Annotated in this window: 20 protein-coding genes, 1 tRNA gene and 3 rRNA genes; 10 read left to right on the plus strand and 14 right to left on the minus strand. The window is 32.4% G+C overall.

Translation table 11 applies throughout. The features are described 5' to 3' along the window. Positions 1-451 precede the first annotated feature (451 nt). Together ACWPW7_RS02360 and ACWPW7_RS02365 are read right to left on the minus strand one after the other, a co-directional pair. A complete protein-coding gene (locus ACWPW7_RS02360) occupies positions 452-1234 on the minus strand; it encodes a CPBP family intramembrane glutamic endopeptidase (protein ID WP_454052219.1) in 783 nt (260 codons plus the stop codon). 425 nt (positions 1235-1659) lie between these two features. Further along, positions 1660-2193: a hypothetical protein gene (locus tag ACWPW7_RS02365; protein ID WP_454052220.1), complete on the minus strand. Its 534-nt coding sequence runs from the start codon at positions 2191-2193 to the stop codon at positions 1660-1662. A gap of 304 nt (positions 2194-2497) precedes the next feature. Between ACWPW7_RS02365 and bcp the strand changes: the two genes are divergently transcribed. Both bcp and ACWPW7_RS02375 read left to right on the plus strand, forming a co-directional pair. Next, the gene (gene bcp, locus ACWPW7_RS02370) at positions 2498-2965 is read left to right on the plus strand and encodes a thioredoxin-dependent thiol peroxidase (protein ID WP_291568873.1); all 468 of its coding nucleotides are present in this window, start codon (positions 2498-2500) and stop codon (positions 2963-2965) included. A 262-nt stretch (positions 2966-3227) separates the two neighbouring features. Further along, entirely contained in the window at positions 3228-3761 is a 534-nt protein-coding gene (locus ACWPW7_RS02375; protein WP_454052221.1) for a GNAT family N-acetyltransferase, read from the plus strand. A 247-nt stretch (positions 3762-4008) separates the two neighbouring features. Here the strand turns inward: ACWPW7_RS02375 and ACWPW7_RS02380 are convergent, their stop codons facing one another. From ACWPW7_RS02380 to ACWPW7_RS02435, 12 genes are all read right to left on the minus strand, one after another. Next, on the minus strand, positions 4009-4671 hold the full coding sequence (locus tag ACWPW7_RS02380; protein ID WP_291568876.1) for a 3-oxoacid CoA-transferase subunit B: 663 nt from the start codon (positions 4669-4671) through the stop codon (positions 4009-4011). Between the two features lie 2 nt (positions 4672-4673). Further along, on the minus strand, positions 4674-5321 hold the full coding sequence (locus tag ACWPW7_RS02385) for a CoA transferase subunit A (protein ID WP_454052222.1): 648 nt from the start codon (positions 5319-5321) through the stop codon (positions 4674-4676). A gap of 124 nt (positions 5322-5445) precedes the next feature. Next, complete coding sequence (locus tag ACWPW7_RS02390; RefSeq protein ID WP_454052223.1) at positions 5446-6012, minus strand: hypothetical protein; 567 nt, start codon at positions 6010-6012, stop codon at positions 5446-5448. Between the two features lie 111 nt (positions 6013-6123). After that, positions 6124-6741, minus strand: a complete 618-nt coding sequence (locus tag ACWPW7_RS02395; protein WP_454052224.1) for an SLC13 family permease — start codon at positions 6739-6741, stop codon at positions 6124-6126. 100 nt (positions 6742-6841) lie between these two features. Continuing rightward, positions 6842-7141: an AtuA-related protein gene (locus ACWPW7_RS02400; protein WP_291568882.1), complete on the minus strand. Its 300-nt coding sequence runs from the start codon at positions 7139-7141 to the stop codon at positions 6842-6844. A gap of 89 nt (positions 7142-7230) precedes the next feature. Further along, positions 7231-8499 carry an acyclic terpene utilization AtuA family protein gene (locus ACWPW7_RS02405; protein ID WP_454052225.1) on the minus strand — a complete coding sequence of 423 codons (1269 nt, stop codon included), beginning with the start codon at positions 8497-8499 and terminating at the stop codon, positions 7231-7233. A 419-nt stretch (positions 8500-8918) separates the two neighbouring features. After that, positions 8919-10256, minus strand: a complete 1338-nt coding sequence (locus tag ACWPW7_RS02410; protein WP_454052226.1) for a sigma-54 interaction domain-containing protein — start codon at positions 10254-10256, stop codon at positions 8919-8921. A 423-nt stretch (positions 10257-10679) separates the two neighbouring features. Then, positions 10680-11981, minus strand: a complete 1302-nt coding sequence (locus tag ACWPW7_RS02415; protein ID WP_454052227.1) for an IS110 family transposase — start codon at positions 11979-11981, stop codon at positions 10680-10682. A gap of 642 nt (positions 11982-12623) precedes the next feature. After that, positions 12624-12699: transfer RNA gene (locus ACWPW7_RS02420), tRNA-Phe, on the minus strand. Between the two features lie 32 nt (positions 12700-12731). Further along, positions 12732-12849: ribosomal RNA gene (gene rrf / locus ACWPW7_RS02425) — 5S ribosomal RNA — on the minus strand. 410 nt (positions 12850-13259) lie between these two features. Continuing rightward, positions 13260-16166, minus strand: a 23S ribosomal RNA gene (locus tag ACWPW7_RS02430). A gap of 397 nt (positions 16167-16563) precedes the next feature. Further along, positions 16564-18075, minus strand: a 16S ribosomal RNA gene (locus ACWPW7_RS02435). Together the 16S, 23S and 5S rRNA genes with 1 tRNA gene alongside form the textbook arrangement of a ribosomal RNA operon. A 640-nt stretch (positions 18076-18715) precedes the next feature. Between ACWPW7_RS02435 and ACWPW7_RS02440 the strand changes: the two genes are divergently transcribed. The 8 genes from ACWPW7_RS02440 (at position 18716) to ACWPW7_RS02475 (ending at position 24491) form a co-directional block, all read left to right on the plus strand. Beyond that, positions 18716-19384 (plus strand): DUF969 domain-containing protein, encoded by a 669-nt coding sequence (locus ACWPW7_RS02440; protein ID WP_291564384.1) that lies wholly within the window; start codon positions 18716-18718, stop codon positions 19382-19384. Positions 19385-19402: 18 nt separating this feature from the next. Further along, entirely contained in the window at positions 19403-20332 is a 930-nt protein-coding gene (locus tag ACWPW7_RS02445; protein ID WP_454052228.1) for a DUF979 domain-containing protein, read from the plus strand. Positions 20333-20499: 167 nt separating this feature from the next. Next, positions 20500-21141 carry a pyroglutamyl-peptidase I gene (pcp, locus tag ACWPW7_RS02450; RefSeq protein WP_454052229.1) on the plus strand — a complete coding sequence of 214 codons (642 nt, stop codon included), beginning with the start codon at positions 20500-20502 and terminating at the stop codon, positions 21139-21141. Further along, positions 21141-21587 (plus strand): gamma-glutamylcyclotransferase family protein, encoded by a 447-nt coding sequence (locus tag ACWPW7_RS02455; RefSeq protein ID WP_454052230.1) that lies wholly within the window; start codon positions 21141-21143, stop codon positions 21585-21587. The genes pcp and ACWPW7_RS02455 overlap by 1 nt, the downstream gene beginning before the upstream one ends. A 107-nt stretch (positions 21588-21694) precedes the next feature. After that, positions 21695-22348: a Crp/Fnr family transcriptional regulator gene (locus ACWPW7_RS02460; protein ID WP_454052231.1), complete on the plus strand. Its 654-nt coding sequence runs from the start codon at positions 21695-21697 to the stop codon at positions 22346-22348. A gap of 178 nt (positions 22349-22526) precedes the next feature. Continuing rightward, positions 22527-22841, plus strand: a complete 315-nt coding sequence (locus ACWPW7_RS02465; RefSeq protein WP_454052232.1) for a PadR family transcriptional regulator — start codon at positions 22527-22529, stop codon at positions 22839-22841. Between the two features lies 1 nt (position 22842). Continuing rightward, the gene (locus tag ACWPW7_RS02470) at positions 22843-23499 is read left to right on the plus strand and encodes a DUF1700 domain-containing protein (RefSeq protein ID WP_454052233.1); all 657 of its coding nucleotides are present in this window, start codon (positions 22843-22845) and stop codon (positions 23497-23499) included. 17 nt (positions 23500-23516) lie between these two features. Then, on the plus strand, positions 23517-24491 hold the full coding sequence (locus ACWPW7_RS02475) for a DUF4097 family beta strand repeat-containing protein (RefSeq protein WP_454052234.1): 975 nt from the start codon (positions 23517-23519) through the stop codon (positions 24489-24491). Positions 24492-24648: the final 157 nt, after the last annotated feature.

Consider the following 24648-nt stretch of genomic DNA (forward strand, 5'->3'; position numbering starts at 1 on the left):
TCAAAGACCAAATTATTTAGTAATTTTTACCGTCATCACCTGACGACTCTTACTATTCTATCAGCTTTGTTTTTTCTTGTCAACAGTTTTTTTAAGTTTTTTAAACTTGTTTAACTGTCTTTAATAAAAACTAAACCTCATCACCAAGATTTGTTTTTACATCTCTTAGGGACAAGCATTATTATATCAAAGCTACAATAACATGTTACTTAAAATCTTCTAATTTACATAAATTATATTTTAAATACTAGTTTTTCCTCTCTATTTCTAGAATTTATGCTTACTGATACACACGGTTAAGTATACACATATTTTTATAATTTTAAAGATAATATACTATATCTATATATAAATAATCCATTTTAACATTTAAAACATACCACTATATAAATGCTTTTCTAAAGTATATATGATAGTTATATTTGAGTTTTAAAATTGATATATCCTTATATTACTCTAAAAGCAATTTTTTAAAGTCTTTAAACACAATAACTAAGAGTATTATAGAAGGGATTAGTGCTATAGTTAATACATTTAAACTTACTATATTAGGAGTTATAACCATACCCGTAAAATTAAAAAATACATGTAGCAATATACTTGCCCAAATAGAATTTGTCCATACATATACTAAAGCTAACATTATAGCTAGTGGAAATGTATAAATAACCTGAATTATATTTCCATGCATTACTGCAAATATAAATCCTTGTATTAATATACTAGTAATTAGTGAAAGATTATCTCTTAACTCATTAAATATTATGCCTCTAAAAAGTATTTCTTCAAAAATAGGTATAAATATTATTCCACTAATTAAAGATAGAATACTTTCATTATAAACTGGAGAACTTACTATAGCATTATAGACTGAAAAAAATTTATAACTAAAACCAACAAAACAAGTGGAAATCACAGAGTAACATATAGATATAATTCCAATAAAAATTATACTTTTCATAGTTATATTACTAAAATTACATCTCTTCCAAAGATTATTCTTATTTTTTCTTAGAATCAATGTATAGATAATTAAGCTGATCATTGCTCCTATAGATACTGTTATTAAGAGATTTTTATCTATTCTTAATAGTACCTCTTTTAATTCTATATTTAAATAAGCATAATAAAATATTGAAGGTATAGTAACCAATAATATTGATAGAAATTGTCCTAATAGATATATGAATAAATATAATACTATGTTTGAGATTAATCTTAAATGACTTTCCATAACACTCATCTCCTGATAACTATTATACTGTTTTTATCTATACCAGTTATATATAGTTCTTAAAATATTTCAATGAAGTCATAGCCCCTTAATTAAAAGCTAATAATTATATTAAAAGCCTATAATTTATTTTCTTATTATTTAGATTTGATATTATTTGTGTAGAAAATGCTTTAATACTTATAAAAAAGAATTGACTATTTAAATTATAGTCAATTCTTTTAAAATTTATTATAAAATCTCATAATAAATTACTATATTTATTTTTATATTAATAGAGTAATAATTTTAAAACAGATATCATATTAAAAAACTATATTTTCTTATATTAATTTTATATGTGATTTGGCATCTCACTTATTTGCTTGTTTATATTATCAATTATGTGTTTATTAGCAGTTGATACTTATATTATTAATATATTCCTATCTACTTTTTATTTTAAAGTCAGTATTTAATTGAAGGTTTTTAAGCCGAGTATTAAAATCACTTTTTATCATACAGTTTATAATTGCATTATATTTGTTTTTTATTAATTCTATAGGTACAGGTTGAATCATAATGTTTCTTGTTTGACCTATTATATCACCATTATCATTATAGACATTTTTAGGAATATAACCTATGTTCTTCTTATTCTCATTTATTTCTTCTATTTGAAGTGAAGAATATAGATTTCTGTATTGTGGTCTAGAAAGCATTCCATCCCATTCCTGTAAAATAGGTTTTAATACTTCTTGATTTTTAACCAATACTTTTACAGTTATCTTTTCTTTATTAATTTCTTTTACTTCAAAATTAGGATTAGATTTTATCTTCTCAACCTCTTCATCAAACTTTTCATGAATAACAAATGTTACAATTATACACTCTCCACTTTCTTCTAATTCAACTGGTACTGGTCTAGAGCCTTGATCTTTTATTTCACTTATCATATTATGAACATCTTGTAATGGCAAATTAGGCTGTGCATTTGCTATAATAATTAAATTGCTAACTATTATTGATGAAGCTAAAACAGATATTATTATTTTGTTTTTTTCATACTTTTCTCTCCTTCTCTATATAACTACCCTTTATATATTCTTTTCATATTTAATTATTTAGTTTCCACCTAATATACGTTATACAATATAAAAAGTTATTTTATTTAATCAATAAAAATCCTAAACATATTTTTACTAAATTCTAAATAAAGTGTTATACTATTTAGTAATAGATGGAATGTTATCTATTACTAAAACTGATTGAGAAGGTGAGAATATGGAAATTTTAAATGAAAATATGAAAGCTCCTGATTTTTCTTTACCAGGTAGTGATGGAAATACTCATAAATTAAGTGATTATATAGGAAAAAATGTAGTATTATTTTTCTATCCAAAAGATAACACTCCTGGATGAACAAAAGAAGCTGTTTCTTTTAAGGAGCATCTAAAAACTCTGGATGAGTTAAATACCATTGTATTAGGAATAAGTAAAGATAATTTAAATTCACATGAAAAGTTTATAAATAAACATGAATTAAACTACATACTTCTATCTGATGTAGATAAAGTTGTTTGTGAATTATATAATGTATTAAAAGAAAAAACTATGTTTGGTAAAAAATCTATTGGTATTGAAAGAAGTACATTTATAATTAATAAAGGTGGAAACATATCAAAAGTCTTTAGAAAAGTAAAAGTTGATGGACATGTAGAATCCGTAGTGGATTTTATATCTAATATGTAATAAGTATAAAAAACCTTCCTCAAAATTGAGTGACGGTTTTTATATTTTTCTGTACTTTAAATCAATGTAACATATATAAGTTAAAAATTCTTAGAACATTAGTTATCTATTCTTTTAAAGATAAACAAACCTAAATTAATACAAATAATTATTAACACAAGATAAAATATTATCCACATTATCAACAAAAATATTAAGAATTATAATATACTTACTTATAATAATATTAAGATTGACTTAAATAGTCTTTAAGGAGGAATTTATGTATATTATTGAGACAAGTAGATTAGGACTACGCAATTGGCTAGATACTGATATTCCAAAATTTGCTGAAATGAACAAAGACCCTAGAGTAATGGAATATTTTCCAAAAGTATTAACTGAAATTGAAACAAAACAAATGGTGGATAAAATCAAAATGCATATATTAAATAATGGATTTGGCCTATGGGCTGTAGAAATAAAGCAAACAAATGAATTTATTGGTTTTGTTGGATTATCAATTCCACAGTTTGAATCAAATTTTACCCCATGTGTTGAAATAGGATGGAGATTAGCATATAAATATTGGGGTAAAGGATATGCACAAGAAGCAGCTAAAAAATGCTTAGATTATGGATTTATTAATTTAGGTTTTAAAGAAATTGTGTCCTTCACCTCTGCATTAAATGTAAGATCAATAAATATTATGAAAAAGATAGGAATGAAATATGCACAAGAATTTGAACATCCAAATATAGCACAGGTAAATAATCTTAGAAAACATGTTTTATATAAAAAAGTAAGTGAAGATTAAAGTGCTAGTAGTAATAGATATATAACTTCTATATTTCAACGCATTTTATAAATATATATTGAATTTTTTATTTTAATTGAAATACTACTTAATGTAATTTAAAACACAGTTATTATTAATATTTTTTACCAAACCAAACACTATCTCCATAAGTAGTTATTTAATTTATGATTAATTTATATAATATTATAGCATTTGGTTCGCTTTATTTTAAAAATGATATTAAATTTAAAATAATGGATGTCTATTAATATTGGCACATTAACTTTAAGTTTGTATCAATAATTAATTCTGCCTCTGTAGCATTTTTTACATCTTCAATTGTAAATTCAGGATTTATTTCTTTTAAAACAATCCCCTCACTAGTAACTTTCATTACGCCCATTTCTGTAATTATTAAATCAACCTCATTAACCGCAGTTAAAGGTAATGTACACTTTTTTAATATTTTATAATTTCCTTTAGCAGTATGCTCCATAGCTACAATAACCCTTTTAGCTCCCACAACTAAATCCATAGCTCCACCCATACCTGGAACCATTTTACCTGGAATCATCCAATTTGCAAGGTTTCCTTTTTCATCCACCTGTAATGCACCTAGTACAGTTGCATCAACATGTCCTCCTCTTATTATTTCAAAGGACTCAGCACTATTAAAGAATGCGCCTCCCTCTTTTATAGTGACAGGTTGTGCCCCAGCATTTACAATGTTTTGGTCTTCTTTGCCAGCTTCTGGTGCAGGACCTAAACCAATAAATCCATTTTCTGATTGTAATATAACATCAATATCATTTGGAATATAATTAGCAACCATTGTGGGTAATCCAATTCCTAAATTTACAACATCACCATCTTTAAATTCTTTAGCAACTCTTTTTGCAATAACTTCTTTAATTTGAGATTTATTCATCCTTACACCTCCACAATATAGTCAACAAAAATACCTGGTGTATTAACTGATTCTTGAGAAATTTCACCAACCTCTACAATTTTCTCTGCCTCTACAATTACAATATCAGATGATTTAGCCATTAAATCATTAAAATTTCTTGTTGCTCCCTTATATAAAATATTTCCTTTTTTATCTACAACACTTCCAAAAATTAATGCAATATCCGCTTTTAAGGGTAGTTCAAGCAAATATTCTTTACCTTCTATTGTAATTTTTTGTTTACCATCTTCTACGATTGTTCCAATACCAGTAGGTGTAACTACTGCACCTAATCCAGCACCATAAGCTCTAACCCTTTCAGCTAGTGTCCCCTGTGGAGAAAGCTCAACATCTAATTCCTTAGTATTCATTTGTCTGCCTGTTTCTGGATTAGTTCCAACATGAGATACAACCGCTTTCTTTACCTGTTTATTTACAATAAGCTTACCAAGTCCAACTTCTGGAAAAGAAGTATCGTTACAAATTATTGTAAGGTTCTTAGCACCACTTTCTGACAATTTATCAAGTATTTTATTTGGAGCACCGGCCCCAAGAAATCCCCCCACCATAACGGTCATCCCATCTTTTATCATCTCTACTGCACTATTCATTGAAATAATTTTGCTCAAATTGCTACCTCCTACTCAAATATAAATTCAATTTAAAACGAACTTAGAATTTTAAAAATGATACAGGGCAGTATGTGCTAATATCCTACTACCCTCTATTAAACTAAAATTTATTTAATACAATTTATAATGATATTATTCTTAAAACTATAGCTACTATAAGCATTACTATAGTACATGCAAATGCAAATGGAATGGTTTTCTTTTGATGTTCTCCAATATCTATACCTGCTAATCCAGTTAGAAGAAATGTAGATGCCGTTAATGGGCTTATAGGAAATCCTGTTGTCATTTGTCCAAGGATTGCCGCTCTACCAACCATAATTCCTTGTACTCCAAATTGATTTGCACTACTTGTTAACACTGGTAATACACCAAAGTAGAAAGAGTCAGGATCAAATAATAAGCTGGCTGGCATAGAAATTACCCCTGTAATTACCGGTATTAGTCTACCTAAAGATGGTGGTATCATATCAACTACAACTTCCGCCATAGCAGTAATCATTCCTGAGTCTTTCATTATTCCTGTAAAACATCCTGCTGCAAATAAAACACTAGCCATCATTAAGGCCTCTTTTGCATGTGCATCTATACGTTCCTTTTGTTCTTTTACAGATGGATAGTTGATTACTAAAGCAATACATAATCCAAGCATAAATACTACATGTGGTTGTAATTTGTTTGTAATCATAATAGTGATTGCTATAACTATTAATAAAATATTAAATAAAAAAGCTTTGGTCTTGCAAGTTTCGCTTTTTCCTCATTAACCTTTTCATCGACTTCTATGATTTTTGTATTTTCAATATTTCCAATATGTTTTGCTTTTTTTTCCTAGTAAAAAAGCTACTATAAGTACAAATATAATACCTGCTAAGAATGGAACTAACATTGGGTTAAATAATTCAGTTGGAGTTACTCCTAATGATGAAGCCGCACGAATAGTTGGTCCGCCCCATGGCAATATATTCATAGTACCAGCTCCCAGTGCAACAATGGTAGCTAAAGTTGTTCTTCTCATTCCAAGTTCATCGTATAGTGGAAGCATTGCTGGTATTGTAATTAAAAATGTAACTGCCCCTGAACCATCAAGATGTACAAGCATTGCTAAAACTGCAGTTCCTATTGCAATCTTCACTGGATTCTTGCCAACTACTTTAATAATTCTCCTTATGATTGGGTCAAATGTTCCTGCATCACTTAATACCCCAAAGAATAAAATAGCAAAAATAAACATAACCCCTGTTGTTGATATACTTTTAATTCCACTAGTCATAAATTCACCAATTTCTAGCCCAAAACCACCAATAGCTGCTGTAACTACCGGAACTACAATTAATGCTACTGTTGGTGATGCTTTTTTTGTCATAACTAACACAAGTAATAATATAATTGTTAAAAGCCCTAAGAATGCTAACATAATTTACCTCCTATATCTTTCATTTCAGATCACGTCCTAAGTAACAGCTACAATATTTATGTTACCTATTAAATAAATACTTATTTAGCTTTTATTTTTACTAGATTTCCATTTCCATTAAAGCCATAACAAGAGCTTTTCCATGTTTGTCATGAGCAAGACTTCTTGTAACTCCACCACCTAAAGTCTTATCAAGAACAAAATTCATAGCACAAATACTATCGATCTCATATCTTACTACTTCACCCTTGCAAATTTCACTAAAATATTCTTTAACTTTTTCTGCAGTAACTTTTTCTTTTAACATAGGATAATCTTCATCTCTGTATGCAATAACAGAAATGTTAGAAATATCACCTTTATCACCAGTTCTTCCATGTGCAACATCTTTTAATTTCATATTATTATACCTCCTGATAACTTACTTCTATATTTACGATATCTCTAGGAACGAATATTGAGCAAACTGAAACAACTTCTACTACTTTTTTAGTTGCTCCACCACCACCTGCAGGCCTCATTAGTGTAAAGAGTCTCAACTTCATTACCAATTAAAATAGCATTTTCTCTATCTTTAGTCCTTCCACTTATACGAAGTCTAATCTCTGGGAATACTTCTGGAGCATACTGACTAGAGATTTTTGTTTTATATAGTGAATTAAAACCAATATAGTCAATTCTTAATTCTTCTATTTGAACACCAGTTAGTTTAAGTCTTTTTTCAACAATATCAGCAGCAAGTTGAGCTTTTGCTAGAGCATTTGTACCGCCATAACTAATTTCGCCTTCGCCAATAAAGCAATCTTTGTAACCTATGCTCACTTTTAGAGTTTCAGGTACTCCTTTAGAATTAGCATTTTCAACTTTAACTAAATCTTTACCTTCTTGAGTAAATGTTACATGAGAAAAATCGGCTATAGCATCTGGAGTCATATAAGCTTCTGGATTATGTATTTCGTAAATCATTTGCTCTTTACAAGTGTCAGTACTAACTAATCCACCAGAACCTTCAACCTTAGTTACAGTAAATTTACCAGTTTCATCGATTTCAATTATTGGGAATCCCAATATTTCAAGGTTTTCAACATCTTTAATACCAGGATCTGCGTAATAGCCCCCAGTAACCTGTCCACCACATTCAAGTAAATGACCAACTAAAACTGCTTGCCCTATTTCATGAGTATTATCATTAATATTCCATCCAAACTCATATCTTAAAGGTCCAATAGAAAGTGCAGGATCAGAAACACGACCTGTTATGATTATATCAGCATCATTTTCTAACGCTTCTATAATTCCTTCCGCACCAAGGTACACATTAGTAGATAAAATAGATTCTTTAATATCACCAAGTTTGCAATCTAATTCAAGAACATCGTTATTATAATAATCTGAAATTTTTGGAAGTATATCATCACCTGTAACAGCTGCAAATTTTAAGCCTACAATTCCAAGTTCTTTAGCTATTTTTATACTTGCCTCAACAGCTGAAACTGGATTAGCAGCCCCCATATTAGTAATAACTTTAATTCCCTTTTCTTTTGCAAGTTTAAGAATTTTTCTCATTCTACTTTCAAGTAATTGATTATAACCTTTTGTAGGATCTTTAAGCTTATCCATTTGCCCAATAGCTATAGTTCTTTCAGCAAGACATTCAAAAATTATATAGTCAACATTTCCTTTTTCCATTATTTCTACTGCTGGCTCAATACGATCACCTGCATAGCCAGCACCACTTCCAATTCTAATTTTTTTCATAAATAATTACTCCTTTCAAATTAAGTAATAATGCTCTTTATGATTAAATTAATCACTCTAGCAATTAGTACACATATTATAAAAATCAATTTTCACTATTATTAATTTACAATATACATAGCAATCTCAAATATTATTTAGTAATACTAAATTTAAATAAAGTATATGTAAAGGTTTGTAGTATAATTTCTTAATATATACTTAAGCAATTTATATGCCAAATTTAGAATATCTAGAAATGCCTTAAAACCGAGAATATATTGCAAATGAAAAGGTTATTATTCTTAAATTTAAGAATAATAACCTCGAAATTTTAACTTATATATTTAAAAACTTGGTGAAATCATTATTAATTATAATTTCTTAAATTTAAGAATAAAAGTATATTACTTTCCTAAATTTAAGAAATGAAATAACTTTTAACTAAGCTTATAATAAAGAGTTGATAAAGATATCCCTAGATGCTTAGCTGCCTCTTTCTTCCCATCAACAGTATCACCAAAATATTCAATTGCTTTATTAATTTCTTCCCTTTCAAACTTCTTAATCTTATCAGAAAGCTTATAAAATTTTGGTTCCGATTCTTTTGAATTTTCAGTAATAGGAGCCGGTAAATTTTCTTCTCTTATAAAACCATCTGTAGCCATTATAGATGAAAACTCAAGAACATTTCTCATTTCTCTTACATTTCCAGGCCAGTCGTAATTATAAAGTGAAGCTTTTGCCTTGTCTGTTAAAGATATCTTTCTTCTAAGCTTATTACTTAACTTTTGTATATAGAAGTCTAATAAATATGGTATATCTTCTCGTCTTTCTCTTAAAGGTACTATATGAATAGGGAAAACTGCAATTCTATAATATAGGTCCTTCCTAAACTTACCCTCTTCAATATATTTCATTAAATCTACATTACAAGCACAAATAACTCTAACATCTATGTCAATTTCTTTAGTTCCTCCAATTTTTCTAATAGTCCCTTCTTGTAATACACGTAATAATTTTGCCTGTAATGAATAATCCATTTCAGATATTTCATCTAAAAATATCGTTCCTTGATTGGCACTTTCAAACAAACCAATTTTTCCGCCCTTCTTAGCTCCAGTAAAAGCCCCATCTTCATATCCAAACAATTCACCTTCTAGCATTGTAGGTGTTAAAGTTGAACAATTTATAGCTACAAAAGGATATTTGCTTCTTTCACTTTCATTATGTATAGATTGTGCATATACTTCCTTACCACTTCCACTCTCACCTTCAATAAGCACAGAAACATCTGAATGTGCAATTTTTTGTGCTATATTTTTAGTGAGTATTGAAGTATCATTTACAGCGATAATATTCTTAAAAGTGTATTTAGTACCATTTGTACGATGAATTTTCTCCATTAAATACTTGTTCTTTTTCTCTAGCTCTTTAATTTTTTTACTTAAATACACAGCATCTTTTAAAAATGTAACTGTTGATATACCTCCAATTGTCTTTCCATCTGAAATAATAGGAGATATATTACAAAAATATTCATCATTATTTTCTTTACGTAGAACTCCTAACTTAGCTACTCCTGTTTCCATTACATCTTGTATCAGGGAGCCTGGACGAATATCCCTTATAGGTAATCCTTCAACATCATTAAGATTTTTACCTATAAAATTTGAATAAGCCTTATTGAAAAATAAGATATTTCCTTCTCTATCTACAATTAGTACTCCTTCATTTAAAGAATTGAATATTTTCTCCATCCATTCTGTAATCTTCATTAGGCATCTCCTTTTTAATATAATCTTATGTTATTAAATACATACTATATTTTTTGCTTATTATACTAGTTATTCTTTTTTAGAAATTCATTAGTATTTAATCCAAATTTTTGATTAAACTTTCTTCTTTCCTGAAGTTTTTATTTCATCGACTATTTTTTATACTTCATACTATAGTTAATATTATTATATATTTATTCTTAAATATTACAAACACATTATAATATATTTATAGATTAATTTATAGATAAACTACTTTAAAAATTAATGTATATCTCTATGGTATTTTAATTCACAATGCAAAATGCACAATTAAGACCAGCTAATAATAGTCAAGTATAATGTAAAAAAATTTTTTCCTTGAAAAATGGGTATGACAAAAAGACCATTTTAAAATACGAACGATTACAAAAAATGGACTTTTTATATAGCGACAGCTATCGCTTTATTTTCTAAAAACATTTGTTTGTGAATTCTAGGATCTCTTAGTTCAAAAGGTTTTTGATTTCTAAGTGTTGCAAAAATATAGTTTAATATTTTATGCATTATAGCAACTAATGCTACTTTTGACTTCTTGCCTTTAAGATTTGTTTGATAGTAATCTAATAAATCTTTATTAATAGGAACTCCGTTACGACTTTTTCTTATGGAGGCTAATGCAACAGTATATAAAGCTCGTCTTCCAATACGAGTTCCACGTTTAGAAATTTTATTTTGGTTACCTTTAAAATTACCAGATTCATTAACAGAACTGTCTATCCCAAAGAAAGCAACTAGATGTTTAGGTTTTATGAAGCCATTAATATCACCTATTTCAGCAACTAGGGTAATAGCAGTTAATCCACCTATACCAGGAATTGAAGTTAAGAGTTCAATATTAGTTCTAACTTGTTTTGGAAAGTTGGTAGAATTAATTAAGTTTTTTACTTCATTTAACAAGTTAAGTGTTTCAGATTCTATAGCATTGATTAATGCTATTTTACTGGTGATTTTAATTGATATACCCGATAAGGGTAATCCAATAACATTAGCTTCAGTTGCAATATTATATAAGTTAGAGTAAATTTTTTCAGCCCACAAAACACCTTTTTTAGATTTAGTAATAAGTATGTCTAAAATAGCATCTTTGGGTGCGTCTAGCACTGCTTTATGTGATGGATATTTACTTAATATAGCAATTGAACTAGGAGAAGTTGTATTTGAGAATACTGTATTGTAACCTGGAAAAATCACTCTTAAATCAGCAGATAATTTTTTCTTAAATGTTGAACAAGTATCAGTTAATTTATAATATTCTCTTATAAGAGATCGTAATAAAAATATATCTAGACTAATGCCTTGTGAAAGTTTAATATTTTGGAATTTACCTATTCTGGCAATAGATAAAGCATCTTTTTTATCATTTTTCACTTTTCTTATATCTCTATTTTTGTTACAATTAGTAATGAGTGGATTGATAACAAATGTGTTATCAAAGTTTTTATTAAGAAAGTGGAAAAGAGATAAGTGGTACACACCAGTGGACTCCATGAAAATGCCAGTTTTCATGTTAAACTCTTCTTCTGCTTTTTTTATTTCTTTTAATAAATAATTAAAACCAGAAACATCATGCTTTATCTTAAATGATTTCTTATAAATATCACCATTAGGTGCAAGTATTGCAACATATGAAAAATCTGCTGAAACATCAATCCCTACTACAGGATTATTAAAAAATTTGGACATTGTATATATCTCCTTTGAATTATATTTGAGATAGAATAGAAATTCCAATCTATCAGATAGCTTATAACCTTGTCTGTGACACGGGTAATTCCCAAAAGGAAACCCAACCAGCTAAACATAGAATTCTACCTGATGGAATGATACGCTTATTTACGGGTATGAGCACTACGTGCTTCCCAGGTGGAATACATCTATCATCTATTCAGGAGTATTATACTAAAAAATATTTAATTTGGTTAGATTCCCGATAGGGATCTTAATAGAAAACTAATTAAAAAATTAAACTAAAGATATGCTGTTTACACCTAAAGGTGTTGTATGAAAAATATTAAATTTAAGAATGTTAATAAAATAATGTGATTCAATGTTCGTTAGAAATGAGATTAGCTTTCTATCAAATATTGTAACTACATTATACAAGGTGGAAATTATTTTGATCAAAAAAATTTCTTTAATGGATTTTTTAGCTAGCAATACAATTGCTAGTGTTTTATTGTAGGGACGAACAGTGTTCGCCGCTAGGGTTAATCAATTCTAAATTTCTCAGAGATAGATTAAATTTAGAAGTGATATATCTATAATATAAAGCTAAAATATAAAATTTTGCATAAAAAAATAACCTAGATTAATAATCTAGGTTATTGGTGGCTCGAGCAGGAATCGAACCAGCGACACGAGGATTTTCAGTCCTCTGCTCTACCGACTGAGCTATCGAGCCATATTGTTAGCTAAGTTTTCTTAGCTAACACTACCTGGCAACAACCTACCCTCCCACACAGTCTCCCGTGCAGTACTCTCGGCGTCCTAAGGCTTAACCTGCCTGTTCGGAATGGAAAGGGGTGTTACCCTTAGGACCATCATCACCAGATCTAAATTTGCTATAAACATCGTACTACTTCGTCAACTTCATTCGCTCTGGTGCTCATTTACCGTAGTAAACTCCGCTCCTCACTCATTTGTTTCCCTGTATTACTCGTTTCTATCAAATTTTAAAAATTCCTATAAACTTCGCATTATTTCGTCAGTTTCAGTCGCTGCGGCGTTCATTTACTTTAGTAAACTCCACTCCTCGCTCCTTCACTTCCTTATACTGCTTGTTTCTATTAATTTTTTGAAAATTTCATATAAGCTTCGTATTACTTCGTCAACTTCAGTCGCTGCGGTACTCATTTACTTTCGTAAACGACCTTCCTTGCTACTTTGTTTCCTTGTACTACTCGCTTCTATTAATTTTTAGAGAAATTAATTATTCTCTGAAAATTGCACAGTGAAATTAATTAGGTCAAGCCCTCGACTTATTAGTATGAGTCAGCTGAACATGTTGCCATGCTTACACCTCTCACCTATCAACCTGGTGTTCTTCCAGGAGTCTTACTAACTTATGTTATGGGAAATCTCATCTTAGGGGGGGCTTCACGCTTAGATGCTTTCAGCGTTTATCCCTTCCAGACATAGCTACCCAGCTGTGCCACTGGCGTGACAACTGGTGCACCAGAGGTCTGTCCATCCCGGTCCTCTCGTACTAAGGACAGCTCCCTTCAAATTTCCTACGCCCGCGACGGATAGGGACCGAACTGTCTCACGACGTTCTGAACCCAGCTCGCGTGCCGCTTTAATGGGCGAACAGCCCAACCCTTGGGACCTACTTCAGCCCCAGGATGCGACGAGCCGACATCGAGGTGCCAAACCTCCCCGTCGATGTGGACTCTTGGGGGAGATCAGCCTGTTATCCCCGAGGTAGCTTTTATCCGTTGAGCGATGGCCCTCCCACGAGGAACCACCGGATCACTAAGCCCGACTTTCGTCCCTGCTCCACTTGTCTGTGTCGCAGTCAGGCTCCCTTCTGCCTTTGCACTCTTCGAACGATTTCCGACCGTTCTGAGGGAACCTTTGGGCGCCTCCGTTACTTTTTTGGAGGCGACCGCCCCAGTCAAACTGCCCACCTAACAATGTCCCGTGACCTGATTCAAGGCCTCCGGTTAGAATTCCAGTACTATCAGGGTGGTATCCCAAGGATGACTCCACAAAGGCTGACGCCCTTGCTTCCAAGTCTCCCACCTATCCTGTACAGATAGTACCGAAACTCAATGCTAAATTGCAGTAAAGCTCTACGGGGTCTTTCCGTCCAATCGCGGGTAGCAAGCATCTTCACTTGCACTACAATTTCGCCGGATTTGCTGTTGAGACAGTGCCCAAATCATTACGCCATTCGTGCGGGTCGGAACTTACCCGACAAGGAATTTCGCTACCTTAGGACCGTTATAGTTACGGCCGCCGTTTACTGGGGCTTAAGTTCATGCCTTCGTTTGCACTAAGCAATCCCCTTAACCTTCCAGCACCGGGCAGGCGTCAGCCCCTATACATCAGCTTTCGCTTTAGCAGAGACCTGTGTTTTTGCTAAACAGTTGCTTGGGCCTATTCTCTGCGGCCTACTTGCGTAGGCACCCCTTCTCCCGAAGTTACGGGGTCAATTTGCCGAGTTCCTTAACAGCAATTCTTCCGATGGTCTTAGGATTCTCTCCTCACCTACCTGTGTCGGTTTGCGGTACGGGCACTAACTTCCTCCATAGAGGCTTTTCTTGGCAGCGTGGAATCAGATACTTCACCCTTAAAGGGCTTCCCCATCACGCCTCAGCTAATGTAGGTGGATTTGCCTATCCTACATACCTAAACGCTTAGACTAGCATCCAATAGCTAGCACATCTTATCCTCCTGCGTCACCCCATTTGTAATAACGTCTGCTAGTGGTACAGGAATATCAACCTGTTGTCCATCACCTACGCCTTTCGGCCTCGGCTTAGGTCCCGACTAACCCTGAGCGGACGAGCCTTCCTCAGGAAACCTTAGGTTTTCGACCGACAGGATTCTCACCTGTCTCTCGCTACTTATGCCAACATTCTCACTTCTGCATCGTCCACCGCTCCTTTCGGTACGACTTCAGCCAATGCAGAAAGCTCCTCTACCGCGTACACATAGTGTACACCCATAGCTTCGGTGGTAAGTTTTAGCCCCGGACATCTTCGGCGCAGGATCTCTTGACTAGTGAGCTATTACGCACTCTTTGAATGAGTGGCTGCTTCTAAGCCAACATCCTAGTTGTCTTAGAAATCCCACATCCTTTACCACTTAACTTACACTTTGGGACCTTAGCTGATGGTCTGGGCTGTTTCCCTTTTGACTACGGATCTTATCATTCGCAGTCTGACTGCCGAAATACAAGTATATGGCATTCGGAGTTTGATAAGGTTCGGTAAGCGATATGCCCCCTAGCCTATTCAGTGCTCTACCTCCATTACTTAATTAATCGACGCTAGCCCTAAAGCTATTTCGAGGAGAACCAGCTATCTCCGAGTTCGATTGGAATTTCTCCGCTATCCACAGCTCATCCCATGGTTTTTCAACACCAACGTGGTTCGGTCCTCCACGAGATTTTACTCTCGCTTCAACCTGGCCATGGATAGGTCACCCGGTTTCGGGTCTACGACATGCAACTTTGCGCCCTATTCAGACTCGGTTTCCCTTCGGCTCCGTACCTTAAGTACTTAACCTCGCTACATATCGTAACTCGTTGGCTCGTTCTACAAAAAGCACATCGTCACACATATAAAGTGCTTCGATCGGTTGTAGGCACAGGGTTTCAGGTTCTATTTCACTCCCCTCCCGGGGTTCTTTTCACCTTTCCCTCACGGTACTTCTCCACTATCGGTCACTAGGTAGTATTTAGCCTTGGGAGGTGGTCCTCCCTGCTTCCCACAAGGTTTCACGTGTCTCGTGGTACTCTGGATCAGAACTTAAGGTCTTCTCGTTTCACTTACAGGTCTATTACCTTCTACGGAGTAGCTTTCCAGCTATCTTCAGTTACAATAGCCACCTCTTTTATGTTCTGTCCTCAACCCCCAAGCCAAAGGCTTAGGTTTGGGCTCTTTCCCTTTCGCTCGCCGCTACTTAGGAAATCGATTTTTCTTTCTCTTCCTCCGGGTACTTAGATGTTTCAGTTCCCCGGGTTTACCTCTATATACCTATGTATTCAGCATATAGTACATGGCGTAGCCATGTGGGTTCCCCCATTCGGAAATCTTTGGATCACAGACTATTTGCGTCTACCCAAAGCTTATCGCAGCTTATCGCGTCCTTCTTCGGCTCCTAGTGCCAAGGCATTCACCCTGCGCCCTTTGTAGCTTGACCTATCAAAATAAATATAAGCTTCGTATTACTTCGTCAACTTCAGTCACTGCGGTGCTCACTTACCTTAGTAAGTTCTGCTCCTCGTTCCTTCGTTTCCTTGTACTACTCGCTTCTATTTGATTTTATAAAGTTTCATTAACTTTATAAAAATGTCTTATACAAATTCGCATAAATAGAATTCAAAAACTTTAGTTTTTAAATTTATTTTTGTTTGTCTTGACGAAATTGTTTATTTATCTTTTAATTTAAAAGGATATTTAAACAAATATTTTCACTGTGCAATTTTCAAAGAACAATTGAGCTTTTCCTTTGTCCCGTAGGACCTTGGTCGCTCAAAATTAAACAGAGTATAGTACCAGTGTTCGTAGAAGAGTTACCAACTACGTCGACTCCCTAGAAAGGAGGTGATCCAGCCGCAGGTTCTCCTACGGCTACCTTGTTACGACTTCACCCCAATCACTAATCCCACCTTCGGCCGCTGGCTCCTTACGGTTACCTCACGGACTTCGGGTGTTACCAGCTCTCATGGTGTGACGGGCGGTGTGTACAAGGCCCGGGAACGTATTCACCGCGACATGCTGATTCGCGATTACTAGCAACTCCGGCTTCATGTAGGCGAGTTTCAGCCTACAATCCGAACTGGGATTGGTTTTTTAAGTTTAGCTCCACCTCGCGGTCTTGCATCTTGTTGTACCAACCATTGTAGCACGTGTGTAGCCCTAGACATAAGGGGCATGATGATTTGACGTCATCCCCACCTTCCTCCCGGTTAACCCGGGCAGTCTCACTAGAGTGCTCAACTTAATGGTAGCAACTAATGATAAGGGTTGCGCTCGTTGCGGGACTTAACCCAACATCTCACGACACGAGCTGACGACAACCATGCACCACCTGTCTCCCTGCCCCGAAGGGCTTCCCTCATTACAGGTAATTCAGGGGATGTCAAGTCTAGGTAAGGTTCTTCGCGTTGCTTCGAATTAAACCACATGCTCCGCTGCTTGTGCGGGCCCCCGTCAATTCCTTTGAGTTTTAATCTTGCGATCGTACTCCCCAGGCGGAATACTTATTGTGTTAACTGCGGCACAGAAGGGGTCGATACCTCCTACACCTAGTATTCATCGTTTACGGCGTGGACTACCAGGGTATCTAATCCTGTTTGCTCCCCACGCTTTCATGCCTCAGCGTCAGTTACAGTCCAGAAAGCCGCCTTCGCCACTGGTGTTCTTCCTAATCTCTACGCATTTCACCGCTACACTAGGAATTCCGCTTTCCTCTCCTGCACTCTAGACACCCAGTTTCAAATGCAGCACCCAAGTTGAGCTCGGGTATTTCACATCTGACTTAAATGTCCGCCTACGCATCCTTTACGCCCAGTAAATCCGGACAACGCTTGCCACCTACGTATTACCGCGGCTGCTGGCACGTAGTTAGCCGTGGCTTCCTCATATGGTACCGTCATTATCTTCCCATATGACAGAACTTTACAACCCTAAGGCCTTCTTCATTCACGCGGCGTTGCTGCGTCAGGGTTTCCCCCATTGCGCAATATTCCCCACTGCTGCCTCCCGTAGGAGTCTGGACCGTGTCTCAGTTCCAATGTGGCCGATCACCCTCTCAGGTCGGCTACGCATCGTCGCCTTGGTGAGCTGTTACCTCACCAACTAGCTAATGCGCCGCGGGTCCATCTCATAGCGGATTGCTCCTTTGGTATAAAAGTCATGCGACCTTCATACGTTATGCGGTATTAATCTCCCTTTCGGGAGGCTATTCCCCTCTATGAGGCAGGTTACCCACGTGTTACTCACCCGTCCGCCGCTAATCCACTCCCGAAGGAGCTTCATCGCTCGACTTGCATGTGTTAGGCACGCCGCCAGCGTTCGTCCTGAGCCAGGATCAAACTCTCAATTTAAAAGTTTGTATCTTGATTGCTCAAGTAAAGTTTGCTGACTATTAATAGTCATTTCTAAGTTTCTTTCGAAACTCAATGAATTAACTGGTTTTACCTATTTCTCTGTTTAATTTTCAAAGACCAAGTTATTTAGTAATTTTTACCGTCATCACCTGACGACTCTTACTATTCTATCAGGTTTATTTTTTCTTGTCAACAGTTTTTTTATTTTTATTTAATAACTGTTTTCAAGTGCTAAACTATGTCGATCAGCTTTGAATTTCTCTGTGCCGTAGCGACAATATCTATCTTATCATAAAGAAAATCCTTGATTTCTTAGAAAACATTATTTATTTGATATTACACTTTAAATACTATGTTTTACTTTAATATGCTTGTCTTTCTATATGTAGATACACCTGGAGTAGTTATTTAAATTTACAATAAAATTTACCATTTATGTATTTTTATTTAAAAACTCTTCACCTTAGATATCCTTTCCTATTATTATATAGATTTTTTTCTACATTTTTCTACTAAATATTATTGATTTTTGTATCTGTAGATACAGATTTATGTGCTAATTGTCAGTATAATATGAAAATAACAAGAAAATTTATTAAATATATTCAACAATAAAGAAAGGGTGTAGTAATCAATGATTAAATTAATCGGTATAGTTATAGTTATTATTGGATTTGCTCTTAAATTTGATACTATAGCAGTAGTTTTATCTGCTGGAGTAGTTACCGGACTAGTTGCAAAACTAAACATTATTGAAATCCTAGATATATTAGGTAAAACATTTGTAAGTCAAAGACATATGTCATTATTTATACTAACACTTCCTGTTATAGGTATATGTGAAAGATATGGATTGAAAGATAGAGCTATCACATTAATCAAAAATGCTAAAAGTTTAACTGCAGGAAAAATGTTAACTCTTTACTTATTCATTAGAGAATTAGCTGCTGCCTTCTCAGTAAGACTTGGAGGACATGCTCAATTTATAAGACCACTTATAAATCCTATGGCACAGGGTGCTGCTATCAGTAAACATGGTGAACTTGATGAAAGCACAGTTGATAAAATTAAAGGGGCTGCCGCTGCTATGGAAAACTACGGTAATTTCTATGGACAAAACGTATTCCTTGCAAGCTCAGGAGTTTTATTAATTGCTGGTACTTTAGAAGAACTTGGATATGCAGTAAACACATTAGATGTCGCTAAAGCTTCAATACCTATTGCTGTAATTTCATTTCTATTTGTAGTAGTACAAAATCACTTGTTAGATAAATCTATAGCTAGAAAAGCATCGAAAAAAAACTAATATAAGGAGGATTTATATATGGATATAAAAGTTATATCAGACATACTGCTTGAAGTTTTTTATATAATGGTTGGACTTTTAATGTTAACAACTGGGATTATTACTTTTAAAGATACAAATCATAAAACTAGAATTGGAACAACTTTATTTTGGATAATACTTTCTATCATATTTATATTAGGTAAGTTTTTACCATCAACTGTTGTAGGTGGAATGCTTGTATTCCTTGGAGTATTAACTGCTATGAAGCAAGTTAATATAGGTAACCTAAAGATGCCTGAAGCTAAATTCAGCGAAGATCAAGCTAAAAAACTTAAAAACAAAATATTTATTCCTTCAGTTTCAATAGCTGTATTTGCACTTGTTATTGCTCAATTTACTAAATTCCCTGGAACTGTTGCCATTGGGATATCTGCTATAGCTGCAATTATAATCACATTCCTTGTTACAAAAGCAAATCCTAAAAATCTTATAGAAGATGGGAACAGAATGCTTCAATCTGTTGGACCTACAAGCATATTACCTCAATTACTAGCTGCATTAGGTGCAGTATTTACTGCTGCTGGTGTTGGTGATGTAATTGCATCTGGAATATCAAACTTTATACCTAATGGAAATATATTAGCAGGAGTAATTGCTTACTGTGTAGGTATGGCAGTATTTACAATGATAATGGGAAATGCTTTTGCTGCATTTGCTGTTATAACTGCTGGTGTTGGTATACCTTTCGTTTACGCACAGGGTGCTAATCCTGCTATAGCTGGAGCATTAGCATTAACTGCTGGATATTGTGGAACATTATTAACTCCAATGGCTGCAAACTTTAACGTTATGCCTGCTGCATTACTAGAAACAAAAGATAATAATATTGTTATTAAATATCAGGCACCAGTAGCTCTACTATTATTAGTAGTTCATATAGCGCTTATGTATTTCTTAGCATTTTAATTTAAACTAAAAAATTCATCTCCATATGATTATAGATTGGAGATGAATTTTTAAAATATATAACCATAAAAATTAATAAATTTAATAAAAATCATAATGATTTTCCATCTACAATTATTATACTAGATGGTAATTATTAAAATAAATTAACATTAGGAGGAAGAACGATGAAAGTTTTAATTACAGGTTTTGATCCATTTGGTGGAGAAAGTGTAAACCCTGCACTAGAGGCAGTTAAATTATTACCTAATACAATTTCTGGAGCAGAAGTTATAAAAATTGAAATTCCAACTGTTTTTAGAAAGGCTTTAGACCATATAGAAAATGCAATAGAAAAACACAATCCTGATATAGTTATATCAATCGGACAAGCAGGTGGTAGATTTGGAGTAACGCCAGAAAGAGTTGCTATTAATATAGATGACGCTAGAATTAAAGATAATGAAGGTAATCAGCCAATAGACCTACCAATATATGAAGACGGACAATCTGCATATTTTAGTAACTTACCAATAAAAGCTATGGTTAAGGAAATGAATGAAAATGGTGTTCCAGGATCAGTATCAAATACTGCTGGTACATTTGTATGTAACCATGTTATGTACGGAATATTGTATTTAATTGATAAAAAATATCCTAATATAAAAGGTGGTTTTATTCACGTTCCATTTATACCAAATCAAGTTATAACTAAACCAAATACTCCTTGTATGTCATTAGCTGATATATCAAAAGGGCTTGAATTGTGCATAAAAGCAGCTGTAGAAAATAACAAAGACGTTAAAATGGTTGGAGGAGCTATTTGCTAATGATTAAACCAACAGAAAAAAGAAAAGTATTTGTATACGGTAGTTTAAGAACAGGATTTTTTAATTATGACAAATATCTAAAAGGCAATGTTTTAAATTGTGAAGCTGCTAAAATTAAAGGTAAATTATTTCATATGCCTAATAAAGGATATCCTGCTTTATTAGACGGTGATGATTATATATATGGTGAAGTTATGACTGTAGCCAATTATGAAGAGATAATGGTAGCAATGGATGGAATGGAAGGCTACTATGGTGAAAATAATACTGATAATGAGTATATTAGAACTATTATGGATGTTGAAATAATTGAAACTGGCACCATTGAAAAATGCTATGTATATAAGTATGAATTAAATGATCAAGATGAATTTAACAAGCATAAAATATATATTTCTCATGGAGATTGGAAAAATTTTATGACAAAATTTAAAAAAGATGCTTAATAATTTTGCTAAATTAAGCTAATATTATATTAAGAGAGTAAACTCCCGTTTACTCTTTTTTATTTATAAAAGGCTGGTGAGTATCCATGTACGAGAAATTATTTAACATGAATAAGCAAAATGACATGAGAGCTTTTTTTTTACAGGAATTAGCACCTTTAGGGAAAATTATAGATTTTAAAAAAAATCAAGAAATCTCTCCTATGCCAAAGCATAATGTTGTTATTGTGATGTCCGGTACTGTGAAAGTTTCTACCTTCACCTCCACAGGACATGAAAAAGTATTATTTTACCTTATAAGCGGAGAAATTTTAGGAGAATCTTCATATTTTGTAGATGATCATATTGATGTTAAAGCATTATCCGTTGAAGATGTAACTGTAAGTTATATTGAAGATACTAAACTTGATAAATTTTTAATACAATATCCCAATACATATAGATTTTTCATACATAGTTTAACTCGTAAATATAGAATTGCCTTATCTCAAATCAATGATTTTTTAGCTGAATCTCCTAAAACTAGGATTGCTTCTACATTGTATAGATTAGCAATATTAACACCTAAAAATTCCAATAACAAATATAGTATAAATTTAACCATGACTCACCAGGAGCTAGCTAATTTAATAGGTTGTTCTAGGGTAACTGTTACGAGAATTATTAATGAACTTAAAAACGAAAACATAATAGATATGAAAAATAAAGAGATCTATATATTAAATATGGAAGCTTTAAAAAAGCTTTCTCAGCTTACTTAAACCATTTATTTTTTAGTAAATGGTTTTTTTGAACATTTTTTATTAATAAATCATATTGTATAAACATATAGTTTAGTATCTTGTATTGTTTAATACTAGCTAGTATAATATAGTTATAAATTAGGGTTTTAATATTTAATTACATATTTGTTTCCTATCAATTATTAGAGGTGATTTAATGAATGTTCAATTAAAAAAAGGAATTTTGGAACTTTGTGTATTATCAGTAGTTTCAATGAAAGATTGCTACGGTTATGAGCTTGTAAATGAGATATCAAAAAATATACAAATCTCTGATGGAACAATCTATCCTATTTTAAGAAGACTTACACAAGAGGGATATTTTACAACCTACCTTCAAGAATCTCAGGAGGGACCTCCTAGAAAATATTATAGAATAACTGATTCTGGAATAAGAACTAAAGAAAAGTTATCTGAGGAGTGGTCTGAATTTATGGAAAGTGTTAATAACATTATTAAAGAGGGGTGTTAATATGACTAAAGATCAATTTATAAGCATTTTGTCGCAAGGTTTATATGATTTTCCCGCAAATGAAAGAATGGAGATAATCTATGACTACGAAGAGCATTTCAGAGTAGGAAAAGAAAATGGAAAGATCGATGAAGAAATAATAAGAGAATTAGGTGATCCTTATACTATTTGTTCTCAATATAAGGCTAATTATGAAATGAACGGTAATGAATACAACACAAGGCAACAATATAGTAATCAAAATCAATATAATAATCAATATAGAAAAGATAGTTATGATAATGGTAGATACAATAGGCCTTATAATTCAGATGATGGATTTTCAAAAGCAATGAAAATTATAGGTATTATTGCTCTAGTTATAATTTGTCTTCCTGTAATAACTACTATAGGAGGATTAATTTTAGGTATATTTGGAATATCTATAGGATTATTCGTTGGTGGAATAGGTACGATTATAGGTGGATTAGTTGGTACTGTTGCAACTCCATTTATATCTATTCCTCTTTCTGTACCATTAATAGGGGTTGTACTTCTAGGAATTGGCCTTAGTATATTAGGTGTTTTAATATTCTTCTTTGGATTATTCATATGCAAAGCTATTTATGTACTAAGTATTAAAGTATTAAATTGGTTTAAATTACAACTACAAATATGATGAAAGGGAGATGCTTTATGTTTAATAGTAAAAAATTAAAAACTGTTATACTATCATTAATAATTATAATGATAGTTTGCTTTACTTCTTCTTTTCTCATTTTCGGAATTTCTATTAAAAATATGAATATTAATAATTTAAATTTAACTCCAAATTTCTATAATATCTATAATGAAATTTTTAATAACAGTAGCTATAAATACCATGATGTTAATGAAGAAAAAATATTTTCATTAGATAATATAAACTTAATATCTATAAATACCACCTCTTATGAGGTTACTATAATACCTTATGATGAAAATGAACTTAAAGTTAAATTATCTTCTAATATGCAGACTAATAATAACTTTAATGAATCTCAACTTAAAATAAATAAAGATCAAAACAAAATTAATATAGAAACTTACAAAATTCTAAATAGCTTCTTTTTCAATATGAATAATGGAAAGCTAGATATATATGTACCCAAAATTTATAATAAATCACTGGATATTTCGACAATTTCTGGTGATGGGTATATAAAAAATTTAAACTTATCTTCTTTGAATTTTAACTCTACTTCTGGAAGTCTAACTTTAAAAGATATGGAAATGAATAATTTTATATTTCAATCTACATCATCAGATCTAGATGCAACTAATATTATTTTAAAAGATAATAATAATAAATTTAATTCTATTTCCGGTGAATTAGATCTTAATAATGTTAGAGGCAATTTAAGCTTTAATACCACTTCTGGCAATATTAGTTGTAATAAATTATTAGGAGATATAAAAGGAGGTACTATCTCTGGAGATATAGATATAAAAATCTCTAAAGATGTTGGAATAAAAGTAGATTTAAAAACAGTTTCTGGAGATATTGACGTATTTCCTCCAATAAAAGTTTTAGAAGAATCTAAGAAAAAACTTCAAGGAACTATTGGAGATAACGCTAAGCATAATTTAAATATATCTACTACATCAGGAAATATTAGTATATATGAATAAAGAGTATCTTTAGGTACTCTTTATTATTTTGTTATAAACTATTTACATTTAAAAATAATTATTTAAATATTATAATTGTAACATTAAAAATCGTGACATTAAGTCACGATTTTTAATTTAGGCATCTGAAAAAAATAATAAAACAAATATGTTAAAA

It is taken from the genome of Clostridium sp. Marseille-Q7071 (assembly GCF_965112025.1).